This is a genomic window from Bacillus sp. 2D03 (assembly GCF_003946765.1).
GTDB lineage: Bacteria > Bacillota > Bacilli > Bacillales > Bacillaceae_G > Bacillus_A > Bacillus_A cereus.
This window is the reverse complement of the sequence record NZ_RPSJ01000003.1, coordinates 124804-150050: the sequence shown is the minus strand read 5'-3', so window position 1 is coordinate 150050 and position 25247 is coordinate 124804. Positions and strand designations below refer to the sequence as shown.

The window sequence follows — 25247 nt, the reverse complement described above, 5'->3', positions numbered from 1 at the left end:
TCCGAACTTTAGAGAATTGAAATAGTTAGCGAGATGTATAAAGATTTTTAGATGCATAGTATTAACTGAAGCGAAATTAAATAAAAAGACTCTTGATAAAAAATAAGAGTCTTAAGTACAACCAACTATGGATGACTTTTCTTTTTATAGAGAGATACAAAAATAAAAAAGATAGCTGAAGACAAATTGTTTTCAGCTATCTTTTTTCGCTTAAAGTGGAGGTAAATCAATCTTACCTTCTTCAAATAATTCTTTTATCATATGCTTCGTATAACCAGCGGCTTGACCAAATGTGATTTTTGCTGGCATTGGTGCTTCGTTAGCATCTACAACTACATCAATAATACATGGTTTATTTTGTTTTACTGCATTTTCGAAAGCGGGAAGTAGTTCATCTAAATTCTCAACACGGTATCCAATACCTCCACAAGCCTCTGCATATTTTGCGAAATCAGGGTTCGTTAAGTCTGTTTCGAATTCGATATTACCCATAACTTCTTGTTCAAATTTAATCATCGCAATTTTATTATTGTTTAATACGACGACAACGATTGGTAATTTATATTTTACAGCTGTTACGAAGTCATTCATCGTCATTCCAAATCCGCCATCACCACAAACTGCAAATACTTGTTTATCCGGGAAAGCAATTTTTCCAGCAAGTGCACCAGGTAAACCGCAGCCAAGTGTTGCGAGCCAGCTAGAAATGATAAATTGTTGGTTTGTCATACGGAAGTGTCTTGCTGTCCATACTGTTACATTTCCGACATCGACTGATAGAATTGCATCATCATGAGCTACTTGCTGCAGAGCATGCATAACACGTTGTGGTTTAATTGGAATGGAAGAGTCTTCTTCTTGATCGTGTAATTTATTTTCCCACTTTTTCATCATTTCTTGGTGCTGTTCTAAGAAGGAATGGTCTGTGTGTTCTTCAACATTTTCAATTAACCATCGTAATGTTTTATCAGCATCACCAGCTAAACCAATATCTGTCGCATAACGTTTCCCGATTTGGGCAGGATCTGTATCGATATGAATTGTTTTTGCTTTTTCAGGTAAGAAGCCGGTGAACGGATAAGAAGTACCGACCATAATTAAAGTATCTGCATGCTTCATTGCTTCATAAGAAGGTTTCGTTCCAATTAATCCTAATCCACCAATACAAAGAGGGTGTTCATCAGGAATAATTCCTTTAGCAGGTAATGTAAGTACGATTGGAGCACCAATATGTTCTGCTAATGCAAGTAAAGATTCTCTCGCATGTTTTGTTCCTTTTCCAGCTAAAATCACAGGCTTTTTCGCTTCATTTATTGCGAGTTTCGCTGCATCTAAATCTTCTTTTTGTGGAAATAATTCAGGCAAAGTAAAAGAAGTATTTGTAACACGGGCACCATTTTTCACTTCAAATTTCGGGACATCATCTGGAATAGTAAGAACGGATACACCTTTTTTCGTATAAGCCATTCGAATTGCTTGATTCACTACGGCAGGTAGTTGCTCTGCTGACATAATACGCTGGTTATAAACCGCAACATCATCAAACATTCTTTCTAAATTTACTTCTTGGAAAAAGTCCGTTCCAAGTAAATCGGTTTCTACTTGACCTGAAATTGCTAGAACAGGGGCTTTATCGAGTTTCGCATCATATAAACCATTTAATAAATGAATAGCACCAGGTCCTGCAATTGCCATACAAACGCCAAGTTTTCCTGTTAATTTCGCATAGGCAGCCGCTGCTAGTGCACCAGCTTCTTCATGGCGAACTTGAATGAATTTAATTTTATCTTGTTTTTTTCTTAAAGCTTCAATGATAGAATTAATGGAATCTCCAGGCATACCGTATATGTGCTCTACTCCCCAATCAATTAATAAATCAACTAATGCTTCACCTGCTGTTTTCCCAAACATAATTGTTCCTCCTTATAATAGGTAGATAACATTATGTTTTGAATAAAAAGGAAAAATATACAAGTAAGAAATTTATCTAGTTATTTGTAATCCAAGAATCAGTGTGGGAGGAACAAAAGTTTCACTTTAGCAACTTTAATGATGACCAGCGAATAAAGTGAACACTGTTATTAGTAAAAAACCACTAGTTGCCCACATTAGAAATGTAAGGAAAGAGAGCTGTTTCTTAGCTTTCCAAAGCATTTCATGAATTGTGACATATCCAAGTGAACCAATAGCACTTCCCATAATGAGGCCTTGCAGGTGAAGAGCTTTTCCTTCCATCAAAATGCCAAAAACTGTGCCAGTACCGAGAATAAGAGAAAGTAATAAAGTCGTTAATAAAAAGGAAATATATTTATGTTTTGTAAAAAGAAATGGAATAATTAAAGCTAATCCTTCTGGAATATGGTGAACGACGATTGCTATTAAAAAGGGAATGGCAGAGTCATTATGATTTATAAAAGCTGTACCTAACGCAAATCCACTCGGTATATTATGAATAAATATAGCGAAAGAGAGAAAAAGGAAGGTTTGCCATGCTTGTTGATCTTTTTTATGTATCATTGGATGGTGACAATAGTTATCTAATAAGTTCATAACTAAAATACCGATAGCTATACCAAGTATAGGCCCAACCATTTCGTAGCTTGAAAATGTTTCAGGAATAATTTCAAGGGATAAAAGCCCAAGTAAAATACCACCACATAATGCGTATAAACGATGCATCTTTTCTTCAATAAGTTGGCGTGTTGCTACTCCAACAGCACCTCCTAATAGTAATCCACCGAACGAAAAAAATGTTACAATCATTGGAATCCATAAACGTTCCATAGTATCACACTCCGATTCTATTCCCTTATTTTTAGCTTACGAAAAAGAAAGTTAGATTAGTCCAAGTAATTGTGTTTGATTATAGAGAAAAAAGTAGTGATTCGTTATAATTTATATATTAATTTTAAGTGAGAAAATGAAAAGGGGAATTGGTTATGCAACAAATTAAAAAAATAGGAAACTCATTTTGGTATATGACACCTGTTTCTGAAACAGATAGACCTATCTTAGGAATGGTCGTTGGACAAGAAAAAACGTTAATGATTGATGCAGGAAATTCAGAAGAACATGCACAATTATTTTTAGAAATGTTAAAAGAACAAAATGTATCGAATCCTGATTTTGTAGCATTAACGCATTGGCATTGGGATCATATTTTTGGATTATCTGTATTACAGAATGCATTAACTATTTCGCACGCTGAAACGAAAAAAGAAATGCAGGCAATAGTATCTTATGAATGGACAGATGAAGCGTTGGACGCACGCGTAAAAGAGGGTACTGAAATTGCATTTTGTGCGAATTGTATCAAGAAAGAGTTTGAAGAAAAAGCGAGAAATATTAACATTATTCCTCCAACCTTAACGTTCCAGGATCAAATGGAATTAGACCTTGGTGAAGTGACATGCGTGTTAAAACATGTGGGCGGAGATCATGCGCATGATTCAGTTGTTATGTATATAAAAGAAGAAAAGATATTGTTTGTAGGAGATTGTATATATGCAGATATTTTTTCTTCAAAGTGGAACTATACGACGAAAAAAACGTTTAAATTGATAGATGAATTAGAGAAATTTGATGCTGAGACATATATTCTTTCTCATGGGACAGCTATAAATCGAGACGAGTTTTTACAAGAAATTCATTTGCTAAAAACAGTAGGAACATATACAGAAGTTCATAAAGGCGATGAAGAGAAGATAAAGGCAGCGTATAAACAAGAGCTAGATAGAGAATTAAATGCAGATGAGTTAGAAACAATAACGTATTTTGTCAATGGTTATGAAATGAATAATCTGTAAGACACTACATTAATCAAATATAATTAAATTGCACAAAAAGAGTATTGAAATTTAATTCAATACTCTTTTTAATAGTTAAATATCTAGTTACAACCAATTTCTAAAATTGGGGCTCATTATCTGAAGTTATATCACTTTATAGGGGTTCAGATAGAAGCTTTCTTTGCTAATTCAGTAATATATTCAAAGAAAACATCATGTTTTACATCATAAACGACATTTACAGGTCGTCCATCAGTAGTTTCCTCTGTACGTCCTTGGCTTGGTCCGTATGTATGAACGATACTATTAATCGTTTCAGTTTTTGCAAGGCTAGTGTTTCCGACAAAAGCGGTAGTTAGTACATCCCATAAATAGTAAGTAGAGTTCGTTGAGAAGTGAACGAGAGGGGGGACCATTGCATAGCATTGACCAAGGAAATCCATACCAATATACTTTCGTTCTTTTGCCCACTGCTCACGTATGTTTATAGTTAACGGAACTTGGTTTGTACTTTCTAGTGTCACTAAGTCGATTTTAATTTTTGCATCCCATACACGAGCTACTGCTTCAGGATCCCAAAACGAATTCCACTCAGCTGTTCCATCATGCTCTGGTTCATGTACATTGCCAGCTTTAAGAAATGTACCACCCATCCAAACAAGGCGTTCAATTTGATCTTCGATTATGGGAGCTTCATATAATGCACGAGCAAGGTCAGTTAGGGGCCCAGTAAATAATAAAGTTGTTTTTCCTTCCGTTTGTAGAAGCGTTTCTATTAAATGATGATGCGCGGGTTTTGCCACCACGGGTGTTACAACTTTTCCAGACTCATTTAAAATTGGTAGAGCATCTACATAAAATGCATGCATCCGCCAGTCTTTCGGAAACGGGTTTTGCCCGCGAGAGTTTGAAGCGGCTACGGCAATATTACCTTTGCCGAAGCGATCGATAATTTTACGACTGGCAGACATTGCGGGTTCTAAATAGCAGTCTGCTGGGATAACAGATACACCCGTAAGTTCAATGTTTTCCATTTGAAGTAATAAAAATAATGAAATTAAATCATCTACGCCGCCATCATGATTGAAGTACACTTTTTTCTTCATTGTAATCTCCATCCTATATGATTTAGTTAGAAATTAAATATGAATTGAGGAAAAGTCATCAATAATTTCCACCACTTCAATTTCTCCATTAATCAGTAGCTCAGGAAGCTCATTTCTAATATTTCCTTTCCAATACTCTCTAGCTTGTTCGATTTTTTGAGAAAAAGGAATTCCATCTTCTTTCGGTAAAAGATTCCCGTCACCTTCAAAAGAACTTCCAATCACTCGTAGTTTAACAATCTGTAAAACTTCTCGATTGTAAGAATCAAATAGCGCTCTCCATTTCAAAGCATCCTCATAGCTTTTAGCAGCATATAAGCAAGATAACCTGGAAGGGTATTCAGGGAATTCTTGTAGTCTAACCATTTCTACAATTGTTTCTCTAACTGCTCTAATTGTTTGATCCATATAACTCATAACTACTTTAGTATTTTCATTATTTATATGTAATTCGTTATTTTTATAGTGTTTATTTAAAATTTGTATGCCATCTTCACCACTAGCATTTAATTGTTCTCTTTCAAAAAAGAAGTGATATAGAGTATTGTGTTGATTTTTGTTAAAAGGAATGATTTGTCCGATATGCATTTTTTTCCTTGTTACGATGTGATATGCGTAAAATTCTGCTTCATTCATGGTTATCCTCCTAGTAATAGTGTAATGCAATGTTAAATTTAGTAATTCAACATTGCGATATATATAACCTCTATAAGTAAAAGTGAGAATTTGAGCAGAAAGGAAAAAATGAAAACGTTTTAAATTTGTTCACAAAATGTTCACTTACGAAGGGGTTTCAAATATCGATATAATGACAAAGACTCAAAGAGAAAGGATGATGAATTTTGCCAACAACAAGAAAGGAAAACCTCCAATTTGGCATGATGATGTGCCTTGGGATGGTTATCGTAATGACGTTTTACAATTTACTAATGAATGAAACAGGAGGACCAATTTATATTAAAGAGATTGCATTAGAACTATTAATTGGCTTTATTATTGCACTATTAATTGAAATATGTATCGTTGGACCTTGTGCGAAAAAAATTGTATTCATATTGCCATTTGATAAATCTAAAAAAATAAATATTATCGTTGCAATGGCGACAACTATGGTAATTGGAATGGTGTTCTTTATGTCATTTTTCGGTATGGCTATGATGTATTTACATGGTGGACTACAAGGAGATTCATTTGTTTCCATTTATTTTTCGATTTTTATTAAAAATTTCATAATGGCATATCCATTACAATTAATTATTATGGGACCGCTTGTACGTTTCTTATTTGCAAAGTTTGTTATGAAAAAGAAATCTTTTAATGTAGCGTAATTTTCATTTTTAAAACATTATATATAAATAACGAAAAACACATCTCGCATTTTTGAGGTGTGTTTTTGTTCATTCCAAGTTATTTTCATAGTGATGTGACATTTGTCCTTTTGCCATTATAGGATGATGGTTTTTAATTAAGTCAGAAATAAAGGATGAGGAGATGATTTTTTGAAAGGTATTCTATTTGCTATTTTTGCGGGGATATTTATAACACTTCAAGGTACCTTTAATGCGAAACTTAGTTCACATATCGGTATATGGTCGACGAGTATTATAACCCATTTAATTGGATTCATTATTGCAACAACTGTATTTTTATTAAAGAAAGAGGAGAAAGTAACAAATTTAAAGAGTGTGAAAAAAATATATTTAGCAGCTGGTGCATTTGGTGGATTCATTATTTGTGCAGAAACTATGGCGATATATTCATTAGGAGTTACATTGACAGCTGGCACACTAATGGTTGCTCAATTGTTAACGGCAACAGTTATTGAAATGAAAGGACTGTTTCATATAAAAAAGATACAGATGGAGAGATATCATATTGTGGGAACGATAGTAATGATTATAGGTATTGTTGTATTTAATATGTAAATGAAAGGAGAAATGAATATGGAGAATAGATCAGGTTTAATTAGGCATTATTTGAAAACCAATAAAACGCTCGAGGTTTTTTCAGAAATAGATACAGCTTATTTTCAATTAAATCACTTTGAAAAAGGCGAGCTTATTTGCAATATAGATGACGAAATGGATCGTTTATATTTTGTTGTTAAAGGTAAAGCAAAAGTTTACACGATTACACCTGAAGGGAAGAAACTAATCCTTCGCTTTATCAATCCATTGGCCATTGTTGGTGATATTGAATTAATTCAAAATAGCAAAGCACATAATGTCGTTGAAGCTTGTTCAGATGTTGTAGCAATCTCTATTTCTAATACGGTTATTAGAAACAAGTTATTACATGATCCTATATTTATGAAGTTCTTGCTTGAAAACATTGCGAACACATTAAAAATATCGACTCGTTTTACTGCTCTTAATTTACTTTATCCTGTAGAAGTACGTGTAGCTAGTTATTTACTTTCAATTTCAACAGATAGTAACGGGAATATGTATAAAGAGGATTTGGATGCAACTTCGGTAACGAGTATTGCGGATTTTATAGGGGTAAGTTATAGGCACGTAATACGGGTATTACAAAAATTTTATAATGAAAAATTAATTGAAAAGAGTAATGGAGTTATTGTAATTAAAGATTTTTCTAGAATGAAGGAAGTCGCTAAAGATAATATATATGAGCAATGAAAGGGAGAGGAAGATTTTGATTGGATTTAGTTTAGCTACATTAGCAGGAATATTAATTAGCTTACAATCTGTTTTTAATGCAAAAGTAAATGAAAATGTAGGACAGTGGTTAACGACTACATGTGTCCTTGGAATAGGTCTCATTAGTTCTATTCTATTTTATATCATTACAGAAAACAGTATTAACATTAAAGTGTATACTACAAATTATTTGTTTTATGTAAGTGGACTGTTTGGCATCGGGTTAATTATTTGTATAATGGGTGCAATAAAGAGCTTAGGTCCAGCATATACGGTGCTAATTAGTCTTATTACTCAATTGGTTGTTGCGTTATGCATTGATACATTCGGATTATTTGGAATGGAGAGTGTTCCATTACAAGTAAATAAATTAGTTGGTATAGTTTTATTAATTGTGGGAGTAGGAATTTTTAAAAATCTATTTTTGAATAAGAAAGCTATTCATATAAATGAGGATAGTGTCTAAAGGATACAAAGGGAGAAAGTGTGAATGGTCAGAACTTATACATTTAGATAGTAATAAGTGAGCGATGAGGAGAGAGGGTAAATGAATCAGTTAATGTTGCAAGATGGTGTACACTATTTGAAAATCAATGGGGTATTGCATTGGTGTAAAGTTGCAGGGGCAGCTCATAATACAGTTCCTCTCATTATTGTACATGGTGGTCCAGGTGGCAATCATTATGTATTCGAAAGAACACTTGGGTTGAGGTTAGAAGAAAATATGACTGTTGTTTATTATGAACAAAGAGGATGTGGTAGAAGTGAGGCACCACAAGATGACGGTGAGTACTCAATCAATACTCTAGTCGAAGATTTAGAGGAATTAAGAAAGCAATTACATGTAGAGAAGATAAATTTGTTAGGATATTCTTTTGGTGGACAACTTTGTTTAGAGTATGCTTTGAAATATCCGAAAAATGTTGAACAAATGGTATTACAAGCACCATCGTTAGATGATTTAAATGATATGTATACTGTGCAGATAGAAGGTTTTCTACAAGTAACGAAAGGAGAAATGAAAGAAGAAATATTGATAATAAGTAAGTCAGAAATTCCTTTAAAAGAAAGGTATAATCAAGTTTGGAGTATAGTTGATACAAAAGCTGTAGATCGATTATTATTTAAAAATGAAGAATTTGCAAAGCTAAATCGGAGTCTTTGGGAGGAAAGTCAGTTAAGTAATACAGGGAAGATGAGCAAAGTTATTTTTGGAACAAAATCATCTTTACCGCTTATTGAGCGTATTAAAGGTTTAGAAATTGATACGTGTGTCATAGTTGGAGCGCATGACTATAACACGGGTGTAGGAATGAGTTATAGAATAACGAGACAATTGAAAAATGGTAAACTTGTTATATTTGAAAATAGTGGACATTTCCCAGATATCGAGGAGACGGATAAAGTATGTGAAACAATTATTGAGTTTTTGGAATAAAAGGGGGATATTAAGGTCGAACCGAATTAATAGAGTTGAATTGGTTATTGGGATATTAAATCATGTAATATGCTAATTGTTTACTTGTAATTGAGGAAGAATCAATTAGTGTATTTGGAAAATAAGTAAAAAAGACCTCGTAAGGTGGAGGTCTTCTTGATTTATTATTTAATATTTTGAACTTATATGAACTGAAGTAGAAGAGTATGATAAGCACTTTCAGGGAACGAGAATATAACGGAATATAAAATATTACTAAACGTATATAACTAATGAATACAATGTCTTTTTCAGTTATTAAGTTGTAAATCATTTTATGATAAAATCTTTTACATAATTTAATAAAGGGGTAGTATTTAATGGGTTATTTCTCAAATGGTTTATTAGTTTTGTTTGTGCTAATCGTATGCAGTTGTATATTTTTTGGTTGATAATATAATGAGAGTCTTATATAAAAGAAGTTATCTTAAGTGAGATAACTTCTTTTTATTTTATATTGAGAAGGAATTCTATCTTTCTTATTGAAGTTTGTTCTAGTTATTTTTACATCGATCAGATTTGTGTAAAGGGAATTTTATGAAATATAAACAAGCCAGAGAATAGGGAGTATTTACATGGAAAATAGTATACGCTACACAAGTGAACATCCTACAGATTTTAATGGATTATTATCCTTATACGAATCTTTAGGATGGAATTCTCTTAAATTAACGGTTAACGAGTTAGAACGAATGTGTAAGCAAAGTTGGTATGCAATTTATGTTTTTGATGATAAGAGGTTAGTAGGGATGGGGCGTGTCATATCAGATGGAGTAATAACAGGCGTTATTTGTGGAGTTGGTGTATTGCCAAAATATCAGTCTAGTGGCATCGGAAAAGAAATAGTGAAACGATTAATCCAGCACTGTGAACAAAACAAGGTTATTCCACAACTTATGTGTGTAGAAAAATTGCAATCTTACTATGAATCTATAGGGTTTGAAGCATTCTCTATTGGGATGACAAAACATATTATAAGATAGAGGTGCTTTATCCCGCTATTTGCCGGGTAGTAAAACCCCCACGGATTAAAGTTTCACTTTATATTTTCAGTTTACTCGTACATATTTTCAAACTTCAACATAAAGGAGAATGGCTGTATGGAGATTGCTAAAGGGATAGAAATGTTACAACTTGAATTTCAAGAATTTGTTATTCATCCAATTCTTTTATGGGATGATGAAATGGCAGTATTAATAGATACGGGTTTCCCAGGACAAATTGAAGATATACAAGTAGAGATGGAAAAGGTTGGGGTATCATTTGATAAGTTAAAAGTCGTGATTTTGACGCATCAGGATATTGATCATATAGGTAGTCTTCCGGAGTTGTTGCAGCGCTGTCGAAGTAATATTAAAGTTTATGCGCACGAACTAGATAAGCCATATATCGAGGGGGATTTACCTTTATTGAAGGACGGAAATGTAGAGAACCGACCAAAAGGAAAAGTGAGTGATACTGTGATTGATGGGCAAGAACTTCCGTATTGCGGTGGAATACTAATTCTTCATACTCCAGGGCATACTCCGGGTCATATTAGTTTATATTTGAAACAAAGTAAAATTCTTATTGCAGGAGACTCTATGTATAGTGTGAATGGGATGTTAGGAGGAATTCACGCCCCAACAACTATAAATATTAAGGAAGCAAAGAAGTCTTTGAAGAAGTATTTAAATTTACATATTGAATCTGTAGTTTGTTACCATGGGGGATTTAGTAAGAAGAATATAAATGTTCAACTTCAAAATTTGTAAAAGTTAAAGTGAAATTTTTTGTTAAACAGCATTGAAGTATAATCTGATTATTAGTATATAAATAAATTATAAAAGAGCATGTTTGAAAAAATTCAAACATGCTCTTTTATTAAAGCAAATCAGTTTAATATGAATGATCTAATCCGTTCCAATAAAAAGAAACGATTTCTTGTGCTAATTCATCTATATTTGCAAGAATAGGATTGTGATTTTCATCTTTAAAATTCCCAATTGATAATAAAGATACGAAAGCATGAGCCGCAAATTTAGCGTTTCCTTTCGGAATTTCTCCGATGTGCATCGCGTTATCGAGTGCTTTTTCTAGTACTTCATACATATTATCTTCAGCATTTTTTAATTGCTTCAATTGCTCTTTAGATAACGACAGTTTTGCATCTTTCATAAAATTTTTCATATCAATATCCATCGTTGCGTGTAAGTAAACTTTAGCGAAGTCTAATAATCTTTCTTGTAAAGTTTTGTTTGTAGAGAGTATTTGAGACATATTCTCACGTATACGTACCATCATTTCGATCATAGTAGCGGTAAATAAATCGGCTTTTGTTGAATAGTAATAGTAGACAGTTGCTTTCGTAACGTCACAAACTTTTGCGACCTCATCCATAGAAACGACTTGATAATTTTGTGTAAGAAATAAGCGGGTTGCTACTTCTAAAATGGTTTCTTTTGTAGATTTTGTATTTTTATTTTGACGCGGCCTTCCGAGAGGACGTTGTTTTTGTTCCAAATCCATTCGCTCCTGACATTTATGATTGAGATAATTATAACATAATTTTCAATCACCCTTGATTAATTAACCGACCAGTATATATAATTAATAATGGAGGGAAAAAGGAAGGTGGGTTTTTTATGAAAAAGCACCCGTTACATATGTTAGGGAGGCTTGTAGCAGGGAGAAATACGCAATGGATCACTTTATCGGTGTGGGTTCTTATTACATTATTACTTTCATTTACGTTACCACAAGTAAACAGTACGAAAGAACCGAATCCGAAAAATTTACCTGAAACAGCTATGTCACAGCAAGCGGAAGCGCTTATGAAAAAAGAATTTCCGAATAATGCAGGGAATCCGCTGTTAGTAGTATGGTATAGAGATGGTGGATTACAGTCACAGGATTATAAACTCATACAAGACGTTTATAAAGAGTTAAAAGCTAGTCCTTTAAAAGAACAATCAACGTTACCACCATTTGATACAATTCCAGAGCAAGTATTATCAAAAAGTGCATCAAAAGATGGTACATCATTTGTTACACCGGTATTCTTTAATAAATCTGCTGGTACGGATATATTAAAAGGAAATCTTGAAGAGTTTAGAAAAATAGTGAATAGTAAGGTGGATGAAGATCCATTTAAACAAAAAATAAGTGAATCTGGTTTACATGTTCGATTATCTGGACCTGTAGGTATTCAAACGGATGCAGTTAGTTTATTTAGTCAAGCAGATGTGAAATTGTTAGTGGCTACTGTATTATTAGTCTTGGTCCTATTAATTTTACTTTACCGTTCGCCAATTTTAGCAATTTTACCTATACTTGTTGTTGGCTTTGCATACGGCATCATTAGTCCTACACTCGGTTTTTTAGCTGATCACGGATGGATTAAAGTGGATGCCCAAGCGATATCAATTATGACAGTATTATTGTTTGGTGCTGGAACGGACTATTGTCTATTTTTAATTTCGAGATATAGAGAGTACTTGTTAGAAGAAGAAAGTAAATATAAAGCATTGCAACTTGCGATTAAAGCTTCTGGCGGTGCAATAATAATGAGTGCGTTAACTGTTGTACTTGGATTAGGAACATTATTACTTGCTCATTATGGTGCCTTTCATCGATTTGCAGTACCATTTAGTGCTGCTGTATTTATAATGGGAATCGCAGCTTTAACGATTTTACCAGCACTATTATTAATTTTCGGTAGAATTGCATTTTTCCCGTTTATACCGAGAACAACTTCAATGAATGAGGAGTTTGCAAGAAAGAAAAAGAGGGCTGTAAAAGTTGAAAAATCAAAAGGCTCCTTTAGTAAAAAACTTGGAGATGTAGTAGTCCGAAGACCGTGGACAATAATTATGCTAACTGTGTTTGTATTAGGTGGATTGGCTTCGTTCGTACCACGTATTCAATACACATATGACTTATTAGAATCGTTTCCAAAGGATATGCCTTCTCGTGAAGGGTTTACGTTAATTAGTGATCATTTCTCAGCTGGTGAACTAGCACCAGTAAAAGTGGTTGTTGATACGAAAGGAAAAGAGCTTCCTATTAAACAAGAACTAGAGAAATTTTCTTTCGTAAATACAGTGAAAGAGCCAAAAGAGGGAAAAGAAAATAAGCAAATACAAATGTATGAAGTTTCTTTAGCGGAAAATCCATACTCAATTGAAGCGTTAGATCAAATTCCTAAATTGAAAAGTAATGTAGAAAAAGTATTAAAAGATGCTGGGATTAGTAATGCTGAAGAGCAATTGTGGATTGGTGGAGAAACAGCTTCATTATATGATACAAAGCAAATTACTGAACGTGATGAATCAGTAATTATTCCAGTAATGATTAGCATTATCGCTTTACTATTACTTGTTTATTTACGATCGGTTGTTGCGATGATTTATTTAATTGTAACTGTCGTTTTATCATTCTTCTCAGCGTTAGGAGCAGGATGGATATTACTTCATTACGGTATGGGATCGCCGGCCATTCAAGGTGCGATACCGTTGTACGCATTCGTATTTTTAGTTGCTTTAGGTGAAGATTATAATATCTTTATGGTTTCAGAAATATGGAAAAACAGAAAGACACAAAATCACTTGGATGCAGTAAAAAATGGTGTAATACAAACAGGTAGTGTTATTACATCGGCAGGTTTAATTTTAGCAGGAACTTTTGCAGTGTTAGGTACACTTCCAATTCAAGTATTAGTTCAATTTGGCATTGTAACTGCAATTGGCGTATTACTAGATACGTTTATCGTAAGACCGTTACTTGTACCCGCAATTACAGTTGTGTTAGGCCGATTTGCTTTTTGGCCAGGTAAACTTTCAAGAAAGAGTGAAGAAATACAAAAGGTGGATGCCTAGTTAAAAAAGCCAAGGATATTTTCCTTGGCTTTTTTCAATGTAGTTAATTAATTTTTCGAAGTCAAATCATCAGCTGCAGCGTGATCAGCATCTTCAATTGTTGTTTCGGGCATTCCGTATAAGCCGTTCATTGCTTGTTCTTCGATAGTAAGGTTTGCAGTATTATTATTTTGAATAGATGTAGTGTTTTCAGTAACATTTTCTTTTTTATTCATATTTTTGTTATTCATGTACGTATCCTCCAAATTTTATTTGATTTATCTATAGTATGTGGATGGATTTCCAGAAATATGTGAATTGATTCTTACATATGTTATATAATTAAATAAATAATTAGGGTGAATTGTAAACTGTTAGGAGTGAACAATTATGGTGAAAGCAAGGGAATTAGCCTTCTAAAATAAAAAGAAAATTTTAGGAGGCTATTAGAATGAAGTTTCATGTAATTGATAGAGAAGATTGGAATAGAGAGCAGTATTTTGAGCATTATTTAAAGTTGAAATGTACATTTAGTATGACTGTTAATGTTGATATCACGATGTTATTAGAGGAAGTATATAAAAAGGGAATAAAATTTTATCCCGTTTTTATATATTTAATTTCTAGAGTAGTAAATAATCATAAAAAATTTCGAACATGTTTTAACGATGAAGGAGTTTTAGGCTATTGGGAGGAAATGATACCGAGTTATACGATCTTTCATAAAGATGATAAGTCTTTTTCAAGTATATGGACGGATTATTCAAGGGATTTCCGCACTTTCTATAAGAATTATGAAGACGATATGAGATGCTATGCTAGTGTTCATGGTTTTTTCACGAAAGAAAATATTCCGCCTAATGTATTTCCAATTTCTAGTATACCTTGGACTAGTTTTACTGGATTTAATCTTAATATTAATAATGATGAAAATTTTCTATTGCCAATTATAACTTGTGGGAAATATTTTAACGAAGGAAACAAGGTTATGCTACCAGTTTCATTGCAAGTACATCATTCGGTTTGTGATGGATATGATGCGAGTCAATTTATAGAAGATTTACAGCAGTTAAGTAATACTTGCAACGAGTGGCTTAAGTAATATCTAATTTTTAATTATATAAAGTGAAACTTTAATCAGTGGGGGTTTTGTTCAGCCCCACTGATTATTAGCCCCACCCCCACCTAACTTTTTTGCTTTCGCTGAATTTTGAGGTGGGGGTCTTACTGCCTGGAAAATAGCGGGATAAAATTGAAAATGAATAAAAGAAGAGAACATGTTTACATTACATGGTCTCTTCTGTTATTCATTAATACTAAGTGATTGTGGAAAATATAGGGTGATTTGTAGTTTAATAGTAAAGAGAGTGATTAGTATTAATTTTCTTTGTTTTTAAAAGAATAAGGATATAAATGTTTTAACAGGGGGGGAATAAAGTGAAATTCATAAGCATTGAAAAAGATGAGATCTTAATTGGGGATATGGCAAAATTGTATTGTAAAGTATTTGAGAAAACAAATTTCAATGAAATGATCGAACGAATGAATAGGCATATAGAATATACAGGTTTTAAAGGTATAGTAGCAATAAATGATGAAAATGAAGTAGTTGGCTTTACTTATGGTTATCGCTCAATGGAGGGACAGTACTATAATCAATTAATGAGAGAAGCGTTACATCTAGAGCAAGTAGACGAATGGTTACAAGATTGTTTTGAATTTGTAGAGTTAGCAGTTCACCCACAATATCAAAATGAAGGTCTTGGAACGAAATTACATAATAAATTACTAGAAGGGCTTTCAAATAGAACGAGTGTTTTAACAACACAAGTAAACAATGAAAAAGCACGTTCGTTATATGAAAGATTAGATTGGGTAAATGTATTGGAGTCATTTCATCCAAGTACAAATGATACTCCATATGTAATAATGGGAAAAGCATTAAAAATAAAAGTGAATTGATAATTATAGCATTCACAACAGTTGTCGGTTTGTAATAATGAAGGGGAAAACAACAATGATATCTATAGAAAAAGCTACAATTTTAGATGCTGAGAAATTAACAGAAATAATGAAAAGAACATTTGATGCAGAAGCAAAACAATGGCTATATGGACAAGATGATGTCATTGATTATAACATTCAACCACCAGGATATTCTTCAGTTGAAATGATGGAATATTCCATTGAAGAATTGGATTCTTTCAAAGTTGTAATGGATAAAGAAATAATTGGAGGGATAATAGTTACGATTTCTGGTAAGTCGTACGGTCGAATTGATCGTATTTTTGTAGATCCTGTTTATCAAGGAAAAGGAATTGGATCACATGTTATGAAATTAATAGAAAAGGAATATCCAAACATAAAGATTTGGGATCTCGAAACATCTAGTAGACAAATTAATAATCATCACTTTTATAAAAAGATGGGCTACCAAATGATTTTTGAATCGGAAGATGAGTATTGTTACGTGAAAAGAATAAAAACAAGCTCAAACAAAGCGAGTGTAGTTACAAATAAAGATATGAAAAATAGTCAATACGAAAACTGTAATTTAGCAAATACAGGGTATTATCAAGTGAATTTAAAAAACAGTTCATTTGTTGGTAGCAATATAATGAATACGAATATGAGTAATTGCAATGTAAGTCAATCAAAGTTTAGAAATATAAATTTTAGAAGGTCATCATATGCAGATTTAAATCTTTCTGGCAGTAAATTTAATTTGGTGACTTTAGGTGGAGTACAATTCAAAAATACAAGTCTCGGAGATGAGAAGGAACCTATTTTATTCGATAAATGTGACTTGGAAGGTAGCACCATAAGTAACAGTAATCTGAAAAATATTGAAATAGAAAATTGTAATATAGTCGGGATGAAACTAAATGGTATTCCAATTGAAAATTTACTTGATTTATATAACGAGGTGAAAAGTTAACCAAATCCATATTTGTTAATCTTTTTGGAAAATAAGTGTTATATCGAAATAATTATGTAAAAATGACATAAAGAAATACGAGTGAGAAGGTCATTCATACATGTTTCTAGAATACACACAAACAAATATATTGTTATTTATATGGAGGAGAGAAAGATGGGGATCAACGTTAGAGCAGTAGAAATACAAGATGCTAGAGCAATTCATCGTATATGTATACAGGATGACGTTTTACCGTATATGGTTTTCCTACCTAGCATGCGTGTAGAAGCTATGGAAAATAGAATTCGAAATTTAGCACAAAATCAATTTGAATTTGTTGCAGAATATGATGGAGAAGTTGTTGGGTTTGTAGGTTTAACACAAAGTCCGGGCCGAAGATCTCATTCAGGCGATCTATTCATTGGGGTAGACAGTGAATATCATAATAAAGGAATTGGGAAAGTACTTCTTACGAAGATGCTTGATCTGGCTGATAATTGGTTAATGTTAGAGAGAGTAGAACTAGGTGTGTTAGAAACGAATCCAAAAGCAAAAGCTTTATATGAAAAATTTGGATTTGTAGAAGAGGGAGTAAAGATAGGGAATTTGAAAGCTCACGGAAAGTTTATTAATGAAATTATGATGAGTCGTTTTAGACCGAATGGTTTAATTGTACATAATGAATAGTTAAAAGCATGACAGTATACTGTCATGCTTTTTCATTAGAATTTGGCTGTAATAAAAATAATGCTAAACCAATAAAAATAACGGTAATTCCTAGTCCTTGTTGTAAAGAAATAGTCTCATGTAATATAAAGTACGCTAGCACACAAGTGCCAATTGTTTCACCTAAAATACTCATTGAAATTACAGTAGCACTCATCCATTTTAATAACCAATTAAAAATGGTTTGTCCTAAAATTGTAGCAATGAAAGCTAATCCAATAAAACACAACCAAGTTTGTGTAGAGTAATGGATGAAAGATTCTTGTTGCGTAAAAGCAAATATGCCAAGAAAGCCAGCACTACTTCCATAACTAATTACCGAATAGAGTATAAGTGACAAATCTTTACGAACGTGTTGGCTAATGAAAAAATAAGCAGTAATAATACCGGCAGCGATAAATGCTAAAATATCTCCATATAAAGCTTCTCCACTAATTTGGAAATCTTGCCAGCCAATGATGATACTACCTGAAATAGCGATGAGGCAACCAATAACCGCTCCTTTCGTAAATCTCTCCTTAAATAAAAAATAACCACCAATCATTGAGAACAAAGGTTGTAACGTTACGATAACTGTAGAGCTTGCTACAGAAGTATATTGTAATGATTCAAACCATAGTACATAATGTGCAGCTAAAAATAGCCCAGATACGAATCCAAGTGCCCATTGTTTTTTCGGTAAAGTTATTAGCTCATTTCGACTATTTTTATTAAATAGTAATAACGGTAACAGGATTAGTGTGGCAAAGAATAATCGGTAAAAAGCAATGATTGTCGCAGGAGCATCTGCCAATTTTACAAAAATTGCTGAAGTTGATAAGGCGAATACACCAAAAAATAGGATGAAATATGAAAGAATAGGTGATTTCAAAGTTTGTTCCTCCGATAGAATGTTTATTATAATAAACTTAATGCGATATAATGTACAAAAGTAAGTATATAAGTCCCGGAGATAATAGGAAAGGATTATTTGCCTTTGTTTAGTATGTCAGCACAAAGACAATGAAATATGCATTATGATGGACGAAAGGAAGTTTTACTATGATACATGATAGGCTTGGACAAACAGTATTAAGTTATCGTAAGAAAAATAATATGACAATTCGTGAATTCGCTGAGTATGCAGGGATTAGTACATCACTAATTAGCCAAATTGAAAGAGGACATGCTAATCCTTCTTTAAATGTTTTGGAGTTAATTGCAAAAGCATTAAATGTACCGCTGTTTACACTTTTTATTAATGATATTGATACAGATTCGCTCATTTCTAAGAAAAAAGATCGAAAAAAAGTATATCGGGAAAACAATGATCACATTGTATATGATGTATTAACACCTGATTTTATGAAAGCACGTATTGAAATGTTAATGATGGATTTAAATAAACAAGCAAACACAACAGAAAGCCATTATTCCCATGAAGATAAGGAAGAGATTGCTGTTATTATGAAAGGGGAAGTGTACGTGGAATTGGAGGGAAAAGAATATTTTTTAGAAGAAGGCGATGTTGTACGTATTCCACCGAATGTGAAGCATCGATTTTTGAATAAAAGTGATGAATCGAATCACATTTTATTTGTACTGACACCATCTTTAGGATGAAAATATAGTGATTTTTATTAGGGGAGAAAGAAAATGGAAAACAAAAGTATTTTAAAAGGCGGCCTTTCAATTATTTCTCAATGCAAAAAAGAAACAAATGATATTTGGCATGCGCATTTTGGAGCAGCTACAATTGCTAGTTATTTTAATCATATAAAGAGAGCTCCAAATTATAAAGATATAACATTAGAAAAATTCCGGTATGTTATTCATTCTTAATGAACGTCAATAATCTGTAAAAGGAAGCTTAATCTAGTTTCTTTTTTTGTTAGTAGTATATTATTTTTTCAAATATGTAAGATTTTACATGCGTATTTTACTTTTACTAATTATGTAAGTAGGCTATACTGAAATACATACATTTTATTTTTGGAGAGATGTAAAACGACATGGAACTAGCGAAATTAGAAAAAGTAATTGAAATAAAAAAAGAAGAACTTTTATATTTAGTATCGGATTATGGAATTCAACATGAAAAAGTATTGGCATTGAGTCAAGAACTAGACAAATTAATCAATTACTTTATGTTTTTAAAATAAAGAGAACTATGACGTGGTTTGTATATGTTATAGTTCTTTTTTATTAGGTAATTTGAAAATATATTCAAATATATTGTCTAATTTCTTACAGAATGCGCAACTTGCTAGTCGAATATAAGGACTTTTGGTTATAATAAAAAGGAATTATTAATTGTATCGGTTAGGAGCGCAGCACATATGAAAACAGTTGTTGTTATCGGTGGAGGTATAACGGGACTTTCTACTATGTTTTATTTAGAAAAATTAAAAAAGGATTATAATATCGATTTAAATTTAATTCTTATTGAGAAAGAAGAGTATTTAGGTGGAAAAATCCATAGTGTGGAAGAAAAGGATTTCATTATGGAGTCAGGAGCGGATTCAATCGTTGCTCGTAATGAATATGTTATGCCACTTGTAAAAGATTTAAATTTAGAAGATGAAATGGTATATAATGAAACGGGTATTTCTTACATATATTCTGAAAACATGTTACATCCGATTCCTTCTGATACTATATTTGGGATACCGATGAGCGCCCGGTCGTTGTTTAGCAGTACACTAGTCTCAACGAAAGGGAAAATCGTAGCTTTAAAAGATTTCATAACGAAAAATAAAGAGTTTACGAAAGATACATCACTTGCTCTATTTTTAGAAAGTTTCTTAGGGAAAGAGTTAGTGGAAAGACAAATTGCTCCTGTGCTTTCAGGCGTATATTCTGGTAAATTGAATGAGCTTACAATGGCATCTACATTACCATATTTACTAGATTATAAAAATAAGTATGGAAGTATTATTAAAGGTTTTGAAGAGAATAAAAAACAATTTCAATCAGCAGGAAATAAAAAATTCGTATCATTTAAAGGTGGACTATCTACGATAATTAATCGCTTAGAAGAAGTGCTGACTGAAACTGTCGTAAAAAAAGGTGCTATAACGACGGCTGTAAGTAAACAAGAAAATCGATATGAGATTTCTTTTGTAAATCATGAAACAATACAAGCTGATTATGTTGTTTTAGCAGCTCCACATGATATAGCACAAACTTTATTACAGTCTAATGAGTTAAATGAGCAGTTTAATACATTTAAAAACTCATCTCTTATAAGTATTTACTTAGGATTTGACATACTAGATGAACAACTACCAGCTGACGGCACAGGGTTTATTGTAACGGAAAACAGTGATTTACATTGTGATGCTTGTACATGGACAAGTCGAAAGTGGAAACATACATCGGGTAAACAAAAATTATTAGTAAGAATGTTTTATAAGAGCACCAATCCGGTATATGAAACAATCAAAAATTATAGTGAAGAAGAATTAGTACGAGTAGCTTTATATGATATTGAAAAGAGTCTTGGAATTAAAGGTGAACCAGAAGTAGTCGAAGTTACAAATTGGAAAGATTTAATGCCGAAATATCATTTAGAACATAATCAAGCGGTTCAAACATTGCAAGAAAAAATGACGAATCTTTATCCAAATGTATATTTAGCTGGTGCCTCATATTACGGTGTCGGAATTGGTGCGTGTATTGGAAATGGAAAGAATATAGCCAATGAAATAATGGCTATATTAAATAAATAATACTGTAGAATAAATAAAAACTGTCTCTTCAGCAAAATGGAGGAACAGTTTTTATTTATTTTATTTGAATGGAAATTTTGTTGTTTTTTACATTTTTTTCTTTTATTGTTAATGTTATTTCTCCAGACTCTTTAAATGAATACGGTGATAGTTGATAAATATCTTTTATATCATGTTTTTCCTGTAATTTATTTACCGGTATTGATACGATATTTGGCTTCCATGTTTCTTGTTTTCCTGAAGGATATTCTATAAGTATTACCGGATTTTTTAACTGTATTGTTTTCCAAGAGATGAAATATAGTTGTACTTCTGTATCTTTTTTTAATAATTCTTCGGAGAAATAACCGAATTCGCCTACATTACCGAAAACAGTATAGTTTTGATTTTTTAATTTAATATCTAAATAACCAGGTTGATATGTTACTGCATGATAAGTTCCATATGAAAGTGAGAGTATGGCAGCGATTAAAATACCGATTGAAAATGTCGTAAAGCTATTGCCTTTAAAGCTATTGCCTTTAAAGCTAGTCATCATGAATGAGTTTGGTGTGAATTTCTTTGCGAATAAAAAAATAAGTAATATGAGTAAGAGGGATAAGCCGATGAATATATACATAGGAAATTTTCACCTCCACAATAAAATAATATATTAACTATATTTTACCATAAATGTATGGGGTAGGTTGGTTGTTTAGAAGGAGAAAATGAAGAAACAATTTCTTTACAGTTCTTGATAATTTAAAATTCGATTTATGGAAATTATAGCGTGATGTTTGAGGTGCAATCAGAAGGTATCTAATTCGTGTATATAGAATTAAGAGAGAATGTGCCATTAGAAATGTTTGATTTATGGAACAATAAGGACTTTACTAATTATACATATTTTTTCTGATATAATGAATGAGTAGAGAGAAAGGAGTGATCCTATGGCATTTCCTATATTAGAAACAGAACGCTTACGTTTAGTTGAAATAGAACAATCTTATTGTCAAAAAATATATGAAATCTTTTCATTGGATGAAGTGACGTGTTACTACGGTATGAATTCTTTTACGGAGTTTGGACAAGCTTCACGTATGATCGAATCTTTTTCAAAAAATTACTTTGAGAAAAAGGCAATACGATGGGGAATTGTGTTAAAAGAAACGAACGTTTTAATAGGAACAATTGGACTAAACAATTTACAATTATGGAGTAAACGATCTGAGATTGGATATGATCTGCATCCTCGCTATTGGGGAAATGGTTATGCTTCAGAAGCAGCTGGAGAAATTATTGATTATGGATTTAAAGATTTAGGTTTGTTTAGAATTGGAGCTATTACATATCCTGAAAATGTTACTTCTTGTAGAATGTTATCTAAAATTGGCTTCCAAAAGGAAGGGCTATTGCGCGGATATATTCATCAAGGAAATAAGCAACACGATGCATTATTGTATTCTATAGTGCGAACTGATGTTGAGGACATAAATTTATAATAAAAAAACCTCTTAATTAAAAGAGGTTTTTTTTATTATAAATTAACCTAATTTAGGTAATAAACGTTCTCCACTTTTCATGCTACTTTTACATAAAGGGCATTTAGGCTCTTCTTCAAATGAAAAGTTCTTTCTCATCCATCCTAAACAATCCTCTGATTCACATTCCCAAACAGGGGTTTGTTCTGGTGGTACTTCTGCTACATCGTTCTTTCGATTGCGATACATGTAACCACTCCTTTTATGTAAAAAATTTTAGTTATATATTAAAAAGGTTGTTAACCTTGCTGGTAACAACCTTTTTATTGTTTGAATTATAGCTTTACAACGTTTTTAGCTTGAGGTCCGCGGTTACCTTCTTCAACTTCAAAGCTAACTTCTTGACCTTCGTCAAGAGACTTGAAGCCGTCGCCAGTGATAGCTGAGAAGTGAACGAATACATCGTTACCGTCTGCAACTTCGATGAAACCGAAACCTTTTTCGCTGTTAAACCATTTTACTTTACCTGTTAATGTCATGGTAATGCCTCCTAAAAGTAGAAAAATTACAATATGATCGGCCTTATTTGAATGAAAATAAAATTTCACATATTATCAAAAACCCATAAGGAGTACAAACTGTCCCTGATTGATACTTGATAATATGCAAAGAAAATATAGTGTTAAATTGACCTTAATTACTATCTTACAACAAATGGTGGGAAATAGCAAGTGCTGGTAATGCCACTGAGTAATCTGGGTGATAATAGTAAAGGCACAAAGGCACCTCTTTTATTTATATATTATTCCTAATTTGGATTTATGCAAAATCATGTAAGAAAAACTTAGAGTAAATATTAATAATGTATTTTTTGTGGTAAAATATGGTTGTTTACTGTTGGTAGTTAAATATTATAAAAGGAGAAAAGAAAGTGAAAAATAATTCATTTTTAATAATTGAAGCAGCAAAAGCAGGGAGAAAAAAGGTCCATCCAGTCTTTGCTGTAATATTAGCCATTATATTTTTGACTTTAGGCGAACTTTTTATGTTATTTATGTTATTTTTACCGAAAGCTGAAACGATATTCATGAAAGGTATTTATGACAATGTTAGAATGGTGTTAACGTTTGGCGGAGCTATATTTATTTTATTTATATGGGTTCGTTTTGTAGAAAAAAGACCTTTTTCATCCATTGGCTTTTGGAAAGAGAAATGGATGAGAAAGTATTTAAAAGGTGCGTTAATAGGGTTTTTATTTATTTCAACGCCAGTTATTTTACTATTATTAATGGGGAGTGTGAAATTGCAAGTACAACATATTACCTCAACAGTGATAGTAGGAATAGTAGGATCTCTAGTTGCATTTTTAATACAAGGGGCAACGGAAGAAATTATTGTACGAGGTTGGTTATTCCCGGTTCTTTCTGTTAGAAGTCGTATATGGGTTGGAATAATTGTAACTTCATTTTTATTTGGATTTCTTCATCTACTTAATCCGGGAATTACAATATTATCTATATCGAATATAATATTAGTGGGTGTTTTCGCAGCTTTATATGTATTGAAAGAAGACGGTCTGTGGGGAATATGTGCATGGCACTCAATTTGGAACTGGGCTCAATATAATGTATATGGTTTTGCAGTTAGTGGCACAACTGTATATTCTACTCCAATTTTTAAGTCTATAACAAATGGACCAGAAACATTGCATGGAGGCGCGTTCGGAATTGAAGGTAGTATCATTACAACAATCATGCTCACTATTGCTTCAATTGTTTTATGGAGAAAGTTATGGGGAAGAAAAGTGAAACAACGAAATTTTAGTTAATGAAAGAGGAAGAAACTATGGGGATAATAGCATTTGAGGGAGCAAGCGCTGTTGGTAAAAGTACCACGTGCCGTGAATTAGAAAAGAATTATGGTGCTTATATAATACCTGAAGTGAATTCTTTATTTGAAAGGCCAAAAAATGAACATAGAACATGGTATTTTGAAAAACAAGTTGAGCGCTGGAATATAGCTGTTCAGAAGTCAAAGCAATATGAATTAGTAATACTCGATGGCGATATATATCAGCCACTTAGTTATAATTGGTGTTTTCATTTTGATATATTTAATCAGCCATTATCTTTAATAGAAAATTTTTATAAAGAAAAGATGATAAATAGGGAAATTGGTTTTCCAGATCAATATTTTTATTTATATACGAACGATGAAGAACTTAGAAAGCGGAAAGTATCTGATGAGACGAAAAGAAGAAGAAACTTCGAAAAACATTTACATATATCAAAATCGTTTCAACGTTATTATGAAAATTTAAATACTGTTACAGATGGGTATTGTAAATTAATTGAGGCGAAAAGTGTAAGAAATAATGAATTAGAAATAGTGAAAAACTCAAAAAAATTGAACGTGTGTGAAGAAAGACGTTTTGATGTTTCGAAGTTAGATGTTATTACGAAGTGGTTAAAAGAAAATCGTGCATAAAGTAAAAACAACGAGTGTTGTAGAACGCAATCGTTGTTTTTTTGTTTCTTTATAAATATAAAGGAAAAATTTGTAGAA

General features: G+C 32.3%; 30 protein-coding genes. 20 read left to right on the top strand and 10 right to left on the bottom strand.

All coding sequences use genetic code 11. The features are described 5' to 3' along the window. Positions 1–210: 210 nt before the first annotated feature. Positions 211–1911: a pyruvate oxidase gene (locus EBQ15_RS09025; RefSeq protein WP_000467236.1), complete on the bottom strand. Its 1701-nt coding sequence runs from the start codon at positions 1909–1911 to the stop codon at positions 211–213. Between the two features lie 135 nt (positions 1912–2046). Further along, positions 2047–2784: a ZIP family metal transporter gene (locus EBQ15_RS09020; protein ID WP_000440630.1), complete on the bottom strand. Its 738-nt coding sequence runs from the start codon at positions 2782–2784 to the stop codon at positions 2047–2049. A gap of 155 nt (positions 2785–2939) precedes the next feature. On the opposite strand from EBQ15_RS09020, the gene EBQ15_RS09015 reads away from it, so the two are divergent. Further along, the gene (locus EBQ15_RS09015; RefSeq protein ID WP_001186120.1) at positions 2940–3806 is read left to right on the top strand and encodes an MBL fold metallo-hydrolase; all 867 of its coding nucleotides are present in this window, start codon (positions 2940–2942) and stop codon (positions 3804–3806) included. Positions 3807–3952: 146 nt separating this feature from the next. Here the strand turns inward: EBQ15_RS09015 and EBQ15_RS09010 are convergent, their stop codons facing one another. Both EBQ15_RS09010 and EBQ15_RS09005 read right to left on the bottom strand, forming a co-directional pair. Continuing rightward, positions 3953–4906 (bottom strand): nucleoside hydrolase, encoded by a 954-nt coding sequence (locus EBQ15_RS09010; RefSeq protein ID WP_001999745.1) that lies wholly within the window; start codon positions 4904–4906, stop codon positions 3953–3955. A 21-nt stretch (positions 4907–4927) separates the two neighbouring features. Beyond that, entirely contained in the window at positions 4928–5530 is a 603-nt protein-coding gene (locus tag EBQ15_RS09005; RefSeq protein ID WP_001001048.1) for a DUF2441 domain-containing protein, read from the bottom strand. Positions 5531–5736: 206 nt separating this feature from the next. Between EBQ15_RS09005 and EBQ15_RS09000 the strand changes: the two genes are divergently transcribed. The 7 genes from EBQ15_RS09000 to EBQ15_RS08970 all read left to right on the top strand — a co-directional run bounded on the left by EBQ15_RS09000 (position 5737) and on the right by EBQ15_RS08970 (position 10785). Continuing rightward, a complete protein-coding gene (locus tag EBQ15_RS09000) occupies positions 5737–6222 on the top strand; it encodes a DUF2798 domain-containing protein (protein WP_002103059.1) in 486 nt (161 codons plus the stop codon). Between the two features lie 171 nt (positions 6223–6393). Next, positions 6394–6819: a DMT family transporter gene (locus tag EBQ15_RS08995; RefSeq protein ID WP_000676256.1), complete on the top strand. Its 426-nt coding sequence runs from the start codon at positions 6394–6396 to the stop codon at positions 6817–6819. 18 nt (positions 6820–6837) lie between these two features. Then, on the top strand, positions 6838–7533 hold the full coding sequence (locus EBQ15_RS08990; protein WP_000431596.1) for a Crp/Fnr family transcriptional regulator: 696 nt from the start codon (positions 6838–6840) through the stop codon (positions 7531–7533). Between the two features lie 16 nt (positions 7534–7549). After that, positions 7550–8020 carry a DMT family transporter gene (locus EBQ15_RS08985; RefSeq protein WP_000579029.1) on the top strand — a complete coding sequence of 157 codons (471 nt, stop codon included), beginning with the start codon at positions 7550–7552 and terminating at the stop codon, positions 8018–8020. Positions 8021–8101: 81 nt separating this feature from the next. Next, on the top strand, positions 8102–8992 hold the full coding sequence (locus tag EBQ15_RS08980; RefSeq protein ID WP_001072688.1) for an alpha/beta fold hydrolase: 891 nt from the start codon (positions 8102–8104) through the stop codon (positions 8990–8992). A gap of 614 nt (positions 8993–9606) precedes the next feature. Continuing rightward, a complete protein-coding gene (locus EBQ15_RS08975; protein ID WP_000431736.1) occupies positions 9607–10014 on the top strand; it encodes a GNAT family N-acetyltransferase in 408 nt (135 codons plus the stop codon). A gap of 117 nt (positions 10015–10131) precedes the next feature. Then, positions 10132–10785 carry an MBL fold metallo-hydrolase gene (locus EBQ15_RS08970; protein ID WP_000401478.1) on the top strand — a complete coding sequence of 218 codons (654 nt, stop codon included), beginning with the start codon at positions 10132–10134 and terminating at the stop codon, positions 10783–10785. 124 nt (positions 10786–10909) lie between these two features. Here EBQ15_RS08970 and EBQ15_RS08965 read toward each other — a convergent pair whose 3' ends face one another. Continuing rightward, entirely contained in the window at positions 10910–11533 is a 624-nt protein-coding gene (locus tag EBQ15_RS08965; RefSeq protein ID WP_000436015.1) for a TetR/AcrR family transcriptional regulator, read from the bottom strand. Positions 11534–11655: 122 nt separating this feature from the next. Between EBQ15_RS08965 and EBQ15_RS08960 the strand changes: the two genes are divergently transcribed. After that, positions 11656–13887 carry an MMPL family transporter gene (locus EBQ15_RS08960; RefSeq protein WP_000716590.1) on the top strand — a complete coding sequence of 744 codons (2232 nt, stop codon included), beginning with the start codon at positions 11656–11658 and terminating at the stop codon, positions 13885–13887. 47 nt (positions 13888–13934) lie between these two features. Here EBQ15_RS08960 and EBQ15_RS08955 read toward each other — a convergent pair whose 3' ends face one another. Then, on the bottom strand, positions 13935–14117 hold the full coding sequence (locus tag EBQ15_RS08955; protein ID WP_001060657.1) for a DUF4021 domain-containing protein: 183 nt from the start codon (positions 14115–14117) through the stop codon (positions 13935–13937). A 200-nt stretch (positions 14118–14317) separates the two neighbouring features. Here EBQ15_RS08955 and catA point away from each other — a divergent pair, with 200 nt between their 5' ends. From catA to EBQ15_RS08935, 4 genes are all read left to right on the top strand, one after another. Further along, the gene (gene catA / locus EBQ15_RS08950) at positions 14318–14968 is read left to right on the top strand and encodes a type A chloramphenicol O-acetyltransferase (RefSeq protein WP_000668529.1); all 651 of its coding nucleotides are present in this window, start codon (positions 14318–14320) and stop codon (positions 14966–14968) included. A 335-nt stretch (positions 14969–15303) separates the two neighbouring features. Next, the gene (locus tag EBQ15_RS08945) at positions 15304–15828 is read left to right on the top strand and encodes a GNAT family N-acetyltransferase (protein WP_000668805.1); all 525 of its coding nucleotides are present in this window, start codon (positions 15304–15306) and stop codon (positions 15826–15828) included. 37 nt (positions 15829–15865) lie between these two features. After that, positions 15866–16804 (top strand): GNAT family N-acetyltransferase, encoded by a 939-nt coding sequence (locus EBQ15_RS08940; RefSeq protein ID WP_001999770.1) that lies wholly within the window; start codon positions 15866–15868, stop codon positions 16802–16804. 156 nt (positions 16805–16960) lie between these two features. Further along, positions 16961–17473: a GNAT family N-acetyltransferase gene (locus EBQ15_RS08935; protein ID WP_000512622.1), complete on the top strand. Its 513-nt coding sequence runs from the start codon at positions 16961–16963 to the stop codon at positions 17471–17473. A 22-nt stretch (positions 17474–17495) separates the two neighbouring features. On the opposite strand, the gene EBQ15_RS08930 is transcribed toward EBQ15_RS08935, so the two are convergent. After that, positions 17496–18383: a DMT family transporter gene (locus tag EBQ15_RS08930; protein WP_000841807.1), complete on the bottom strand. Its 888-nt coding sequence runs from the start codon at positions 18381–18383 to the stop codon at positions 17496–17498. Positions 18384–18553: 170 nt separating this feature from the next. Here EBQ15_RS08930 and EBQ15_RS08925 point away from each other — a divergent pair, with 170 nt between their 5' ends. From EBQ15_RS08925 to EBQ15_RS08910, 4 genes are all read left to right on the top strand, one after another. Further along, a complete protein-coding gene (locus tag EBQ15_RS08925) occupies positions 18554–19114 on the top strand; it encodes a helix-turn-helix domain-containing protein (protein WP_000581041.1) in 561 nt (186 codons plus the stop codon). Between the two features lie 33 nt (positions 19115–19147). Next, positions 19148–19333, top strand: a complete 186-nt coding sequence (locus EBQ15_RS08920) for a hypothetical protein (protein ID WP_000428905.1) — start codon at positions 19148–19150, stop codon at positions 19331–19333. 170 nt (positions 19334–19503) lie between these two features. Then, positions 19504–19653, top strand: coding sequence for an aspartyl-phosphate phosphatase Spo0E family protein (locus tag EBQ15_RS08915; RefSeq protein ID WP_000417698.1), 150 nt, complete (start codon positions 19504–19506; stop codon positions 19651–19653). Between the two features lie 177 nt (positions 19654–19830). Further along, positions 19831–21222 carry a protoporphyrinogen oxidase gene (locus EBQ15_RS08910; protein ID WP_000860365.1) on the top strand — a complete coding sequence of 464 codons (1392 nt, stop codon included), beginning with the start codon at positions 19831–19833 and terminating at the stop codon, positions 21220–21222. A 55-nt stretch (positions 21223–21277) separates the two neighbouring features. On the opposite strand, the gene EBQ15_RS08905 is transcribed toward EBQ15_RS08910, so the two are convergent. Continuing rightward, complete coding sequence (locus EBQ15_RS08905) at positions 21278–21841, bottom strand: hypothetical protein (protein ID WP_000275234.1); 564 nt, start codon at positions 21839–21841, stop codon at positions 21278–21280. A gap of 310 nt (positions 21842–22151) precedes the next feature. Here EBQ15_RS08905 and EBQ15_RS08900 point away from each other — a divergent pair, with 310 nt between their 5' ends. Further along, on the top strand, positions 22152–22703 hold the full coding sequence (locus tag EBQ15_RS08900) for a GNAT family N-acetyltransferase (protein ID WP_000885387.1): 552 nt from the start codon (positions 22152–22154) through the stop codon (positions 22701–22703). A 42-nt stretch (positions 22704–22745) separates the two neighbouring features. Here EBQ15_RS08900 and EBQ15_RS08895 read toward each other — a convergent pair whose 3' ends face one another. After that, a complete protein-coding gene (locus tag EBQ15_RS08895; protein WP_000286203.1) occupies positions 22746–22931 on the bottom strand; it encodes a cold-shock protein in 186 nt (61 codons plus the stop codon). Between the two features lie 86 nt (positions 22932–23017). Beyond that, positions 23018–23221 carry a cold-shock protein CspD gene (gene cspD / locus EBQ15_RS08890; protein ID WP_000176366.1) on the bottom strand — a complete coding sequence of 68 codons (204 nt, stop codon included), beginning with the start codon at positions 23219–23221 and terminating at the stop codon, positions 23018–23020. A 392-nt stretch (positions 23222–23613) separates the two neighbouring features. On the opposite strand from cspD, the gene EBQ15_RS08885 reads away from it, so the two are divergent. After that, positions 23614–24510 carry a CPBP family intramembrane glutamic endopeptidase gene (locus tag EBQ15_RS08885; RefSeq protein WP_000794829.1) on the top strand — a complete coding sequence of 299 codons (897 nt, stop codon included), beginning with the start codon at positions 23614–23616 and terminating at the stop codon, positions 24508–24510. Beyond that, positions 24510–25169, top strand: coding sequence for a nucleoside/nucleotide kinase family protein (locus EBQ15_RS08880; RefSeq protein WP_000656807.1), 660 nt, complete (start codon positions 24510–24512; stop codon positions 25167–25169). Before EBQ15_RS08885 ends, EBQ15_RS08880 begins: the two co-directional genes overlap by 1 nt. Positions 25170–25247: the final 78 nt, after the last annotated feature.